The organism is Kitasatospora sp. NPDC087271, assembly GCF_044744605.1.
Classification (GTDB): Bacteria; Actinomycetota; Actinomycetes; order Streptomycetales; family Streptomycetaceae; genus Kitasatospora.
The window spans coordinates 42,500-55,026 of record NZ_JBIUYQ010000026.1 but is presented as its reverse complement, the minus strand read 5'-3'; the positions used below and the strand labels follow the sequence as shown (position 1 = coordinate 55,026).

Genomic DNA, 12,527 nt, shown 5'->3' with positions numbered 1-12,527 from the left:
CGCCGACCGTACCGCGCGGACGGGCATAGTGGTCCCGGACCACTGGTCCCATTACCTGTTCTTGACCCATCTCCCGATCGGAGCACCCGGTGATCATCGGCCTCGTCACCGCCGTGGCGGCATCCGCCTGCTACGGCACCGGCTCAGTCCTCCAGGCCGTCGGATCCCGCCGTTCCGCGCGCGAGGAGGCCGCCAAGGGCGCCGCCGGCGCCACCACCGAGCACGGCGGGCCGAGCCTGTCCTCCACCGCGAAGGCCGCCGTCACCTGGGAGTTCATCGTCGGCACGGTGCTCGACCTGATCGGCTTCGGGCTGGGCGCGCTGGCCGCGCGGCTGCTGCCGCTGTTCCTCTCGCAGACCATCATCAGCGCCAACCTGGTGATCACCGCGGTGCTGAGCATCAAGCTGCTCGGCATCCGGCTCAAGCAGCTGGAGTGGGCCTCGATCGGCGTGCTCTGCTCGGCGCTGGTGCTGCTGGCCGTCTCGGCCGGCCCGGAGGGCGGCCACCACGCGTCGATGTCCTTCCACTGGGGCCTGCTGCTGGTCACCACCGTGCTGCTGGTCGGCGGCGGCCTGCTGGTGCGGCGGATGGGCTCCAAGGGCGCGATCGTCGCCGGCCTGCTCTCCGGCCTGGGCTTCGGCGCGCTGGGCGTCGGCGTGCGCATCCTGAACGGCATCGACCCGTTCGACGTCGCCAAGCTGCTCTCCGACCCGGCGCTGTACGCGATCCTGGTCGGCGGCCTCGGCGGCATGTACGTGCACACCGTGGCGCTGCAGATCGGCTCGGTGAACGGCGCGACGGCGGCGCTGGTGGTCGGCGAGACGGTGCTGCCCGGCGCGATCGGCGTGCTCTGGCTCGGCGACTCCTCCAAGTCCGGCCTGGGCTGGCTCGGCGTGGTCGGCTTCCTGCTCGCGGTGGTGTCCGCGGTCGGGGTCGCCTACTTCGGCCAGGACACCCACGGCTCCCCCGGCGAGGCGGCCGCCGACCAGCCGGAACTCGCCAAGCACTGAGCTCCCCGGCCCCCGCTTCCGGCCCTCGCTGTCAGCCCCCGCTGCGGGCCCGCGGCACCCGCTGGCAGCGGGGGCAGAAGTAGCTGGAGCGGTTCATCCAGGCGGCCCGCCGGATCGGGGTGCCACAGCGGCGGCAGGGCTCGTGCTCGCGGCCGTACGCGTCGAGGTCGCGGGAGAAGTAGCCGCTCTCGCCGTTCACGTTGACGTACAGGCTGTCGAAGCTGGTGCCGCCGACGGCGAGCGCCGCCGTCATCACCTCGCGGGCGTTCGCCAGCAGTTCGGCGGCCTGCGGGCGGGTGAGCGTCGCGGTCGGGCGGTCGTAGTGCAGCCGGGAGCGCCAGAGCGCCTCGTCGGCGTAGATGTTGCCGACCCCGCTGATCAGCGTCTGGTCGAGCAGCGCCCGCTTCACGGTGGTGCGCTTGGCCCGCAGCGCGGCCGCGAAGGCGGTGTCGTCGAAGCGCGGGTCGAGCGGGTCGCGGGCGATGTGCGCGATGGAGAGCGGCGTGCCCTCCGGGTCGCCGTCCTCGGCCTCCTCGACCGCGAGGCCGCCGAAGGTCCGCTGGTCGACGAAGCGCAGTTCGCGCCCGCCGTCGGTGAACCGCAGCCGCACCCGCAGGTGCGTCTCGTCGGGTACGGACGGGTCCTGGACGAGGAGTTGGCCGCTCATGCCGAGGTGGCCGATCAGCGAGAAGCCCGTGCCGGACCCCGCCAGCGGCACCCACAGGTACTTGCCGCGCCGCTGCGCGGTGCCGAGGGTGGTGCCGGTCAGCCGGGCGGCGAAGTCGGCGGCGCCGGCGGGCTGGCGGCGCACCGCGCGCGGGTGCAGCACCTGGACGTCGGCGACGGTCCGCCCGGCGACCCAGTTCGCCAGACCGCGGCGGACGACCTCGACCTCGGGAAGTTCGGGCACGGGAACAGGCCTCCTGCGGAAGGGATCAGCAGGAGGAAGGCTACTGCTCCCTCACGCCCCGGCGGGCAGCCGGTCGGCGTACTTCTCCTTGATCGCCCGCCAGGCGCTCTCGGCGGCCTTCTGCTCGGCCTCCTTCTTCGAGCGGCCGACGCCGCTGCCGAAGTCCTCGCCGGCCACCCGGGCCGCCGCGGTGAAGGTCTTCTCGTGGTCCGGACCGGATTCCATGACCACGTACTCGGGCACCCCGATGCCCACCGAGGCGGTGAGCTCCTGGAGGCTGGTCTTCCAGTCCAGGCCGGCGCCCAGCTGGGAGGACTCCTCGATCAGCGGGTCGAACAGCCGGTGGACGAACTCGGTGGCCGCTTCCAGACCCTGGTCCAGGTAGACGGCCCCGATCACGGCCTCGACCGTGTCGGCGAGGATCGACGACTTGTCGCGGCCGCCGGTGCCCTCCTCGCCCTTGCCGAGCCGGATGAACGTGCCGAGTTCCAGGCCCCGGCCGACGTCCGCGAGCGCGCGGGAGTTCACCACCGCGGCGCGCAGCTTGGCGAGCGTGCCCTCCGGCACGTCCGGGTGGACGCGGTAGAGGGTGTCGGTCACCACGAGGCCCAGCACCGAGTCGCCGAGGAACTCCAGGCGCTCGTTGGTGGGCAGACCCCCGTTCTCGTACGCGTACGAGCGGTGGGTCAGGGCACGCACCAGAAGGGCGCGCTCGAGCGTGTACCCGAGGCGCCCTTCCAGGACGTCGTATTCGGTCGAAGCCGGCCCACCGGCCTTGCCACCGCCCGAAGAGGAACCCTTCGGGGCGGAGGACGCCTTGCGGGTGGAGTTACCGTCCGACATCGATCCGTGCACCCCGCCGATCAGACCGAGAGGACCTGGCGACGGTTGTACGTGCCGCAGCTCGGGCACGCGATGTGACCCAGCTTCGGCTCGTGGCAGCGGTCGCACGCCACGAGGGCCGGAACAACGGCCTTCCAGTTGGACCGACGGTGGCGCGTGTTGCTGCGCGACATCTTCCGCTTCGGAACAGCCACGGCTACTTCTCCTGGTTCTCGGCGAGACCCTCACGGGTGTCGCTGTTCTTGATCCCGTCACCCTCGTCGCCGGGGGCGGCGGAGAGTCCCTGCAGAGCCGCCCACCGGGGGTCGGCGGCGTCGTGGTGGTGCGTCGGGTCGTCGCTCAGGCGCGCTCCGCACTCGGAGCACAGACCCAGGCAGTCTTCCTGGCACACCGGCTGCAGCGGCAGTGCGAGCACCACCGCGTCACGCAGCACCGGCTGGAGGTCGAAGAAGTCGCCCTCCAGGCGGTAAGTATCTTCTTCCGAGTCCTCGTCGAGGTCCTCGGCCCCGGCGGTCCGGGCGCGGTGACGCTCGTCGGACTCCGGGTAGTAGTACAGCTCCTGGAAGTCGACGTCGAGGTCGTCCTCGACGGGCTCCAGGCACCGGGCGCACTCGCCCTCGACCTGGGCCTCGGCGGTGCCGGTGACCAGCACGCCCTCGACCACGGACTCCAGGCGGAGCTCCAGCCGGAGCTCGCTCTTCTCGGGGACGCCGATCACGTCGATGATCCCCAGGCCCGCGGGGGCCTCCAGGGTGCGGGACACCTTGCGCAGCGAGCCCGGGCGACGTCCCAGCTCGTGCGTGTCGAACACGAGGGGGTCGCGGTGGTCGAGGCGGTTCAAGGTGTCCTGACTTCCATGGGGAATCTTCGATCGCGGTGCCACCGCACCAACGGTGCGCGGGCAAGCCGACAGTCCGACACGAAAAGGCCGGAGTGGTCAGCCTACCGGAGTCTCCCGCCAGGCCCAACTTCGCTCCCGTCAGGAGCTTCCGCCGGGCCCGCGCGGGGCCGGCTCAGCGACCGCCCAGCTCCCGGAGCCGGGTCATGTCGATCATGCTGGTGTCGAAGAAGCTGGTCTCGTCCAGACCCGGCTGCTGCTGCTGTTGCGGCACCGCCGGCGGGGCGGCGGGCTGCTGCGGGTAGGTGTAGGCGTCGTACTGCTGCGCGCCGTAACCCGGCTGCTGCTGTTGCGGATAGCCGTAGTCCCCGTGCTGCTGCTGGGCCGCGTAGTCCGGGTGCTGCTGCGGGTAGCCGTCCGCGGCGCCCTGCTGCTGGTGCCCCCACTGGGCACCGTACGGGTCGCCCTGGCCGGCCGGGTCGTAGCCGCCGGCGTACACCTCGGCGTACTGCCCCTGCTGCTGCCCGCCCTGCTGCTGGGCGGCCGCGTACTGGTCGACGCCGGGGGCCTGCCAGCCCACCGCGGCCGGGGTCTGCTCCGGCCAGGTCTGCTGCTGCGGGACGTCCTCGCGGTACCAGGCGATGTCGTCGCCGTTGGCTTCGGCATCGGTGGCGAAGCCGGCGGCCACCGCCTCGGCGCGTTCCTTGGCCTGCTGCGCCTCGTCGGCGGCGGCCAGGTAGGCGCCCAGCTCGTCGATCGGCCGCTTGCCGAGCAGCTTGTCGCGGCCCTTGCCAACGGCCTCCAGGGTGGCGCTGAGGACGTTCTCCAGCGTGGCGAGCTTCACATCGACGTACTCGTCGACCTCGGGGCTGGGGGTGATCCGCTGCGGCTGGAACTCCTCGCCGTCCGTCTCGCCGTCGAACTCGGTCTCGAAGACGCTGGAGTCACCGCGCAGCTTGGTCCGGCCGCGGCCGACGGCGCCGAGCGTCTTGGTCAGCACGACCTCGAAGTTGGCGAGCTTGCTGTCCACGTAGTCGTCGGCCTCGGCACGCTTGGCCTCGATCTCGCCACGGGCCTCGGCGAGGATCCGGTCGGCCTCGGCCTGGGCCCGGCGGACCACCTCGGTGTCCGAGATCAGCGAGCCGCGCTCGGCGTGCGCACCCTGGATGATCCGGTCGGCCTCGGCCTGGGCCCCGGCCACCACCTGCTCGTGGTCGGCCATCATCGACTGGGCCTGGGCGAGTTCGGCGGGCAGCTCCGCCTTGAGGGCGTTGAGCAGGCCGATCAGTTCGGCCCGGTTCACCACGCAGGAGGCCGACATCGGCATCGAACGGGCGTTCTCGACCGCCGCGACGATCTCGTCGACCTTGTTCTGCACGTCCACGGGGCTTCGTCTTTCCGTGTGCCGCCGACGGTCCGGCGGAGGCAGGCCCGACGCGGTGAACCTCACCGCAGGGGCAGGAATACAGACTGTACGGCCACCGCGCGGCGAGGTCACAACGCCCGAGCCGAACCGGTCGACCGGGCATCGGACAAGTCATGACGAACCAGCAGAAAGGGACGCCCGCCCCACGATGCCGACGCTCCCGCCTACTGCTGGGCCCTGCGCTCCGCGATCCGCTCGACCAGCCGCCGGTGCACCGTCTCCGGCAGCAGGTGGGAGACGTCCCCGCCGTACGAGGCGACCTCCTTGACCAGCGTCGAGGAGAGGAAGCTGTACGTCGGGGAGGTCGGCACGAACAGCGTCTCCACCCCGGACAGGCCGTGGTTCATCTGGGCCATCTGCAACTCGTAGTCGAAGTCGCTGACCGCGCGCAGGCCCTTGATGATCGCGGGGATCCCGCGCTCCCGGCAGAAGTCCACCAGCAGGCCGTGGTACGACTCGACCACCACGTTGCCGAAGTCCGCGGTGACCTCCTCGATCAGGTCCATCCGCTCCTCGACGCTGAACATGCCCTGCTTGTTGCGGTTGATCAGGACCGTGACGTGCACGACGTCGTACAGCTTCGAGGCCCGCCCGATGATGTCGAGATGACCGTTGGTGATCGGGTCGAACGAACCGGGACAGACGGCGCGGCGCATGGCGTGGGTGCTCCCTCGTGGGGTGACGGCTGCTGCGGGCCTCGGCCCGCTACTCGTGCTGGCTGGTCTCGGCGGCGGCGCGACCGTACCAGAGCGTGCCCTCGCCGTAGCGGCGCGAGCGCAGCACCTCGAAGCCCTCGGGCCAGCCGAAGTCGCCGCCACGGGTGCTGCGCTCCACGGTGACGAGTGCGTCCTCCGCGAGCCAGCCCCCGGCCAGGAGTGTGATCAGCATCTCGCGCAGTTCGTCGTCCGTCACGGCGTACGGCGGGTCGAGGAAGACCAGGTCGTACGGGGTCTGCGGGGGCGGGCCCGCGATCACCTGCTCGGCCCTGGCGGCCTTCACCTCCACGCCCGGCAGGCCGATCGTGCGGACGTTCTCCCGGATCACCCGGGCCGCCTGGCCGTCCGCCTCGACCAGCAGGACGTGCTCGGCGCCGCGCGACAGCGCCTCCAGGCCGACCGCGCCCGATCCACCGAACAGGTCGAGCATCCGGGTCCCGTGCAGGGTGCCGCGCAGCGCCTCCAGGGTGGAGAACATCGCCTCACGGGCCTTGTCGGAGGTCGGGCGGGTGCCCCGGCCTGGCGGTACGGCCAGCCGGCGGCCGCCGGCCAGCCCGGCGATCACGCGGGTCATGGTGGGGGAAGGTCCTTTCGTCGCTGCCCGACCACGCTATACGGGTCGAGGCCCCACCGACGGATCGGTGGGGCCCCCGGGGCACGGCTCAGCCCGCCCCGGAGCCCGCCTCAGCCGGCCCCGGGGCGCGTCTCAGCTCGCCTCGGAGCCCGCCGGCGGGGCCGGGGCGGCCGCGCCGAGCAGCGCCGGCGAGGCGTAGCGGGACCAGGACAGGCAGCCGTCGGGCGGGCAGAACTCGGGGCGGCGCGGGTCGTGCCCGAGCTCGCGCAGCTTGGTGCGGACGGAGTCGGGGGTGCGGCCGAAGCGGGCGGCGATCCGGGCGACGGTCTCGCCGTCGTGGAAGCGCCGGACCAGCTCCTCCTCGTGCTGCGGGACCCAGGGGGCGCCGTGGCCGGGGTACAGCTCGCGCAGCACGTCACGGTCGGGGATGGGCTCGGAGACGTCGGCGACGATCGCCAGCGCCCGCAGCGCGCGGTTGAGCGCGATCCGCAGCGAGGCGACGTCCTCGACCGGCAGGCGGAGCTTGCCCGAGGCGAGCGGCTGGGCGGCCGCCCCCTCGCGCCAGCCGGTCAGGGTGAGGGTGACCTCGCGGTCGTCGTCGCTGGCGAGTTCGATCCGGAAGACCTTGTCGCCCAGCGGGAGCTCGTTGAGATGACGGAATGCCATGGCAGGACCCCCAAATGTCGTGCCAGGTACGCACCTTGGGGGTGCGCCCTGAACACCTTCATTCTCTCGCGGGGGTCTGACAATTCCGGGGTCGGCGGCGGCCGCTCAGCCCTTCTCCATGTAGGCCGCGCGGTCCTCGTCGAGCAGGCTCTCCAGCGCGGTGCGCAGCTCCGGGTGGGCGGTCAGCTCGCGGTCCTCGGCGACCAGCCGGGTGGCCTCCGTCCGGGCGGTGAGGATGACCTCCTCGTCCTCCAGCACCGAGAGCACCTTGAGCGAGGACTTCACCCCGGACTGCGCCTGGCCCAGCACGTCGCCCTCGCGGCGCTGTTCGAGGTCGATCCGGGACAGCTCGAAGCCGTCCAGGGTGCCGGCCACCGCGTCCAGCCGGGCCCGGGCGGCGCTGCCCGCGGGCATGTCGCTGACCAGCAGGCACAGGCCCGCGGCGCTGCCGCGGCCGACCCGGCCGCGCAGTTGGTGGAGCTGGGAGACACCGAAGCGGTCGGCGTCCATGATGACCATCGCGGTGGAGTTGGGGACGTTGACGCCGACCTCGATGACGGTGGTGGCGACCAGCACGTCCACCTCGCCGGCCGTGAAGCGGCGCATCACCTCGTCCTTGGCCTCCGGGGCCAGCCGGCCGTGCAGGATCTCCACCCGCAGGCCCTGCAACGGCCCCCCGACCAGCTTCCCGGCAGTCTCCACCACCGAGAGCGGGGGCCGCCGTTCGTCGCTCCCGGCACCGGCGTCGGAGACGTCCTCCAGGTCCTCCTCGGCCGCCTTCCGCTTCTTCTTCGGCTCGGCGGCGGGCTCCTCGTCCCCGATCCGGGGGCAGACCACGTACGCCTGGTGGCCCTTGGCGACCTCCTCGCGTACGCGCTCCCAGGCCCGGGTGAGGAAGTTGGGCTTCTCCAGCGCGGGGACGACGTGGGTGGAGATCGGCGAGCGGCCGGCCGGCAGCTGGTCGAGGACGGAGGTCTCCAAGTCCCCGAAGACGGTCATCGCGACGGTGCGCGGGATCGGGGTGGCGGTCATCACCAGCAGGTGCGGCGGCTGTTCGCCCTTGGCGCGCAGGGCGTCCCGCTGTTCGACGCCGAAGCGGTGCTGCTCGTCGACCACGACCAGGCCGAGGTCCTGGAACTGGACCTTGTCCTCGATCAGCGCGTGGGTGCCGATGGCGATGCCCGCGTCTCCGCAGGCCATGTCGAGCAGCGCCTGGCGGCGGGCCGGGACGCCCATGGAGCCGGTCAGCAGCACCACCCGGGTGCCGAGGTCGGAGCCGCCGAGCATGCCGCCCTCCGCCAGGTCGCCCATCATCTCGACGATCGAGCGGTGGTGCTGCTGGGCCAGCACCTCGGTGGGCGCGAGCAGCACGGCCTGGCCGCCCGCGTCGACCACGGCGAGCATGGCGCGCAGCGCGACCAGGGTCTTGCCGGAGCCGACCTCGCCCTGGAGCAGCCGGTGCATCGGGTGCTCGCTCGCGAGATCGGCGGCGATCTCGGCGGACACCTTCTGCTGGCCCTCGGTGAGGGTGAACGGCAGCCGGGCGTCGAAGGCGTCCAGCAGGCCGCCCGCGCGGGCCCTGCGCGGGACGGCGGGCAGCGCGGACTCGGCGGCCCGGCGCTGGGCCAGGGCGACCTGGAGGACGAAGGCCTCGTCCCAGCGCAGCCGGCTCTGGGCGAGCTCGCGGTCGGCCTGGCCGCGCGGGCGGTGGATCAGCTCCAGCGCCTCGGGCAGCGGGATCAGCCCGTGCCGCTCGCGCAGTTCGGCGGGCAGTGGCTCGCCGACGTCGCCCAGGTGCTTGGTGAGGGCCGTCTCGACGCAGATCGACAGCTTCCAGCTGGGCATCTGCGCGCTGGCGCCGTAGACCGGGATCAGCCGGCCGGCGAACTGCCGGGCGGCGTCCGACCCGGCCTCCTCGTCGAGCAGCTGGTAGTCCGGCGAGACCAGCTGGCGGCTGCGGTTGAAGACGCCGACCTTGCCCGCGAACAGGCCCTGAGCGCCGGACTTGAGCTCCTTCTGCCGCCAGCCCTGGTTGAAGAAGACCAGCGAGAGCCGACTGCGGCCGTCGGTGACGACGACCTCCAGCCGGTCGCCCTTGCGGCCGCGGAACGGGATCAGGGTGACCTTCTCGATCCGGGCCAGCACGGTGACGTGCTCGTCGATCTCCAGCTCGTCCAGGCTGGTGAGCTGGCCGCGTTCGACGTAGCGGCGCGGATAGTGGTGCAGCAGGTCCCCGACCGTGCGCAGCTTGAGGCTGTCGGCGAGCACCTTCGCGGTGCGGTCGCCGACGAGTTTGGTCAGTGGTTCATCGAGAGCGCCCATCAGGCCCCTGTTTACACCACGGGGCCGACATTCCGGGCTCCGCGGCGTGCCCTACTCCACCCCGATGAGCAGCGGCGCGGACTCCTGGCCGCCGTGGAAGACCACCGCGTCGACCTCGGGCCGCCGGTGCCGGGCGTGTGCCACCAGGCGGTCGGCGAGCGCCTCGTCGGCGCCCTCGCCGAGGACCAGGGTGACGAGTTCGCCGCCCGCGCCGAGCATCCGGTCCAGCACGCTCGCCCCGACCTCGGCCAGCCCGGTGCCGATCACCGCGACGTCGCCGTCGATCAGGCCGAGCACGTCCCCGGCCTGGCAGACCCCGGCCATCGTCCAGGACTCCCCCTCGGCCACGGCGAGTTCGGCGTACCGGGTGGCGCCGGCCGCGGAGGTCATGGCGACCACGTCCTCGTCGAAGCGGCGCCCGCCCTCGTGCACCGCGAGCGCCGCCAGGCCCTGCACCGGCGAGCGGGTCGGCAGCACGGCGATCCGCACGCCCTCCTCGCGCAGCTGGTCGGCGGCGGCCCCGGCGGCGGCGCGCAGTTCGGGGTCGTTGAGCAGCAGGACGACCTCGCGGGCGGCCGAGCGGCGCACGGCGGCGGCGAGTTCGGCACTGGCCGGCGGGCGGTCCGGGTCGGCGTGCAGGGCGACGGCGCCGGCCTGCTCGCACAACTCGGCCAGTCCCCCGCCGGACACCACGCAGAGCACCGCGCGGGCCCGGTCCCGGCGTTCGCCGCGCTCGGCGGCGCTGCCGGCCCGGGCGGCGGCCTCGGCGAAGTGCGTGATCCGGATCTGGTGCGGCCGCCCGGCCTCGACCCCGGCCTCGACGGCGGCGCCCGCGTCGTCCACGTGGACGTGCACGTTCCACAGGCCGTCGCCGCCGCCGACCACCAGGGAGTCGCCGAGCGCGCCGAGCCGCTCGCGCAGGGCGGGCAGGGCCTCGTCGGGCGCGTCGAGCAGGTAGATCACCTCGAACGCGGGGTGGCCGGGGCCCGGCGGCCTCAGGTGCACCGCGCAGCTGTCGACTTCCCGGACGTCCCCGCGCAGCGCGACCGGGCCCATCGGCTGCTGCCCGGCGACGGCGTCGGCGAGCGCGCCGAGCACGGCGACCAGGCCGCGCCCGCCGGCGTCCACGACCCCGTTCTCGGCCAGCACGGCGAGCTGTTCGGGGGTGTGCCGCAGCGCGTCCCGGGCGGCCCGGTAGGCGGTGTCGGCGACCTGCGCGAGCCCGTCCCCGGCCCGGACGGCCTCCCGGGCGGCGACCCGGGCGACGGTCAGCAGGGTGCCCTCGACGGGCTCCGCGACGGCCTGGTAGGCGGAATCGGCGGCCCGTTGCAGGGCGGCCCGCAGCTGGTCGGCGCCGCCGCCCTCGGCGAGCGTCTCGGCGGTGCCGCGCAGCCACTGGGCGAGGATCACCCCGGAGTTGCCGCGGGCGCCGACCAGCGCGCCGCGGGCCATCGCCCGTGCGGTGTCGGCCAGGCCGGGGGCCGGGTCGGCGGCGGGGTCGGCGAAGCGGCTCTCCACCTCGGCGGCGGCGGACTCGACGGTCAGGTAGAGGTTGGTGCCGGTGTCGCCGTCCGGGACGGGATAGACGTTGAGCGCGTCGATCTCCTCGCGGGCCTGGCCGAGCGCACGCAGGGCGAGCTGGCACCAGGTGCGCACGGCCGGGGCGTCGAGCGTGTGCAGCACCAGGTCTCCTCCGGGTGGGACGCCGCGACGGCCTGCGGGGCAGCAGCACGGCCAAGGCCGCGGCGAGGGGTGATACCGGCAGGTTATCGGGGGCCGGGGAGGGTCGCCCGGACCGGCGACCGGAGCGATCACCCTGCCGGACATGGTAGTTTCGTTGAACCGGAACAGGCGTTGTATGCTCTTCCGGTTGCCTGGAACAATCCAGGCTCACCCCTCGGTCCGGTCAGGTTCACGCGAGTGCTCCGCTGGTCCAGCGGGGTTGTCGAACGTAAATGATCTGAAGTCTTGGAGTGACTCCTGTGGCTGCCAACTGCGACGTCTGCGGCAAGGGGCCGGGCTTCGGCAACAGCATCTCCCACTCGCACCGCCGTACCCCCCGTCGTTGGAACCCCAACATTCAGACGGTGCGCGCTGTGATTGGGCGGACGCCGAAGCGGCTCAACGTCTGCACCTCGTGCATCAAGGCCGGTAAGGTCTCGCGCTGACGCGCAGACCGGCATGCCGGTCCTCCAGTGAAGCCGGTTCATCCTCGGATGAACCGGCTTCACTGTTTTTCCGCCGCGCTTTCCGGCCGCTGATTTCCCGCCGGCTTCCCGCCGCACCCGTGTTCCCCGCCACATCCGTGGTGGTGGGCGGGCCCGGGGGCCCGCCCACCGGCCGGGTCAGCGCCAGCGCCAGGCGTGGTCGACCGGGCCGATCCCGGCACCGAGCGCGAAGCCGCCGGCGATCGCGCCGGTGATGTAGGCCTTGGCCGAGCCGACCGCCTCCGGCAGCGACTCGCCCTTGGCCAGCCCGGCCGCGATCGCGCTGGCCAGGGTGCAACCGGTGCCGTGGGTGTGCCGGTTGTCGTAGCGCGGCGCCCGGTACCAGTGCACCTCGCCGGGCCCGCCGTAGAGCAGGTCCGCGGCCTCACCCTCCAGGTGGCCGCCCTTGACCAGCGCCCAGCGCGGCCCGAGGTCGAGCAACGCCTTGGCGGCGTCCAGCATCTGCCCCTCGCCCTCGACCGTCCGGCCGGTGAGCTGGGTCACTTCGTGCAGGTTGGGGGTGGCCAGGGTGGCGACCGGCAGCAGCCGCTCGCGGACGGTGGCGACGGCCTCGGCGGCCAGCAGGGCGTCCCCGTGCTTGGAGACGCCGACCGGGTCGACGACCACCGGGGCGTCCACCCCGGCCAGCAGTTCGGAGACGGTCTCGACCAGTTCGATCGAGGCGAGCATGCCGGTCTTCACGGCCTGCACCCCGATGTCGTCGACCACGCTGCGGAACTGCGCCCGGACGGCCTCGGCGGGCAGCTCCCAGTAGCCCTGGACGCCGAGCGAGTTCTGCGCGGTGACGGCGGTGATCACGCTCATGCCGTGGACGCCGAGGGCGAGCATCGCCTTGAGGTCGGCCTGGATGCCGGCACCACCACCGGAGTCGGAGCCGGCGACGGTGAGCACGCGGGGAGGGGCGGTGGCGGGGCCGCGCGCAGCGCGTCGGCCAGGGGCGGGGGCGGGAGACGGGTGGGCCATGAGGTCAACCTACCTGCGCGCGTTCGGAGCG

13 protein-coding genes are annotated in these 12,527 nt (G+C 73.1%); 2 read left to right on the top strand and 11 right to left on the bottom strand.

The genetic code is table 11. The annotated features are described in order from the left end of the window. Positions 1-89: 89 nt before the first annotated feature. Positions 90-1,010 carry a hypothetical protein gene (locus ACIO9K_RS31695; protein WP_363585728.1) on the top strand — a complete coding sequence of 307 codons (921 nt, stop codon included), beginning with the start codon at positions 90-92 and terminating at the stop codon, positions 1,008-1,010. 31 nt (positions 1,011-1,041) lie between these two features. Here ACIO9K_RS31695 and mutM read toward each other — a convergent pair whose 3' ends face one another. The 10 genes from mutM to ACIO9K_RS31645 form a co-directional block, all read right to left on the bottom strand. Next, positions 1,042-1,920, bottom strand: a complete 879-nt coding sequence (gene mutM, locus ACIO9K_RS31690) for a bifunctional DNA-formamidopyrimidine glycosylase/DNA-(apurinic or apyrimidinic site) lyase (protein ID WP_363624908.1) — start codon at positions 1,918-1,920, stop codon at positions 1,042-1,044. Positions 1,921-1,971: 51 nt separating this feature from the next. Next, positions 1,972-2,763, bottom strand: coding sequence for a ribonuclease III (gene rnc / locus ACIO9K_RS31685; RefSeq protein ID WP_400335015.1), 792 nt, complete (start codon positions 2,761-2,763; stop codon positions 1,972-1,974). A 20-nt stretch (positions 2,764-2,783) separates the two neighbouring features. Continuing rightward, complete coding sequence (gene rpmF / locus ACIO9K_RS31680) at positions 2,784-2,957, bottom strand: 50S ribosomal protein L32 (RefSeq protein ID WP_030056747.1); 174 nt, start codon at positions 2,955-2,957, stop codon at positions 2,784-2,786. 2 nt (positions 2,958-2,959) lie between these two features. After that, entirely contained in the window at positions 2,960-3,604 is a 645-nt protein-coding gene (locus ACIO9K_RS31675; RefSeq protein WP_063347695.1) for a DUF177 domain-containing protein, read from the bottom strand. A gap of 172 nt (positions 3,605-3,776) precedes the next feature. Further along, the gene (locus tag ACIO9K_RS31670; RefSeq protein WP_400335012.1) at positions 3,777-4,985 is read right to left on the bottom strand and encodes a cell division initiation protein; all 1,209 of its coding nucleotides are present in this window, start codon (positions 4,983-4,985) and stop codon (positions 3,777-3,779) included. 206 nt (positions 4,986-5,191) lie between these two features. Then, positions 5,192-5,683, bottom strand: a complete 492-nt coding sequence (coaD, locus tag ACIO9K_RS31665; RefSeq protein ID WP_350882937.1) for a pantetheine-phosphate adenylyltransferase — start codon at positions 5,681-5,683, stop codon at positions 5,192-5,194. A 49-nt stretch (positions 5,684-5,732) separates the two neighbouring features. Next, the gene (gene rsmD / locus ACIO9K_RS31660) at positions 5,733-6,317 is read right to left on the bottom strand and encodes a 16S rRNA (guanine(966)-N(2))-methyltransferase RsmD (RefSeq protein ID WP_400335010.1); all 585 of its coding nucleotides are present in this window, start codon (positions 6,315-6,317) and stop codon (positions 5,733-5,735) included. Between the two features lie 132 nt (positions 6,318-6,449). After that, positions 6,450-6,983 carry a hypothetical protein gene (locus tag ACIO9K_RS31655; protein WP_350882941.1) on the bottom strand — a complete coding sequence of 178 codons (534 nt, stop codon included), beginning with the start codon at positions 6,981-6,983 and terminating at the stop codon, positions 6,450-6,452. Positions 6,984-7,088: 105 nt separating this feature from the next. Next, entirely contained in the window at positions 7,089-9,305 is a 2,217-nt protein-coding gene (gene recG / locus ACIO9K_RS31650) for an ATP-dependent DNA helicase RecG (RefSeq protein WP_363624914.1), read from the bottom strand. A 51-nt stretch (positions 9,306-9,356) separates the two neighbouring features. Further along, positions 9,357-10,988: a DAK2 domain-containing protein gene (locus ACIO9K_RS31645; RefSeq protein WP_363624916.1), complete on the bottom strand. Its 1,632-nt coding sequence runs from the start codon at positions 10,986-10,988 to the stop codon at positions 9,357-9,359. A gap of 299 nt (positions 10,989-11,287) precedes the next feature. On the opposite strand from ACIO9K_RS31645, the gene rpmB reads away from it, so the two are divergent. Continuing rightward, the gene (rpmB, locus tag ACIO9K_RS31640; RefSeq protein ID WP_014138233.1) at positions 11,288-11,473 is read left to right on the top strand and encodes a 50S ribosomal protein L28; all 186 of its coding nucleotides are present in this window, start codon (positions 11,288-11,290) and stop codon (positions 11,471-11,473) included. A 177-nt stretch (positions 11,474-11,650) separates the two neighbouring features. On the opposite strand, the gene thiD is transcribed toward rpmB, so the two are convergent. Further along, on the bottom strand, positions 11,651-12,496 hold the full coding sequence (gene thiD, locus ACIO9K_RS31635; RefSeq protein WP_363626128.1) for a bifunctional hydroxymethylpyrimidine kinase/phosphomethylpyrimidine kinase: 846 nt from the start codon (positions 12,494-12,496) through the stop codon (positions 11,651-11,653). Positions 12,497-12,527 lie beyond the last annotated feature (31 nt).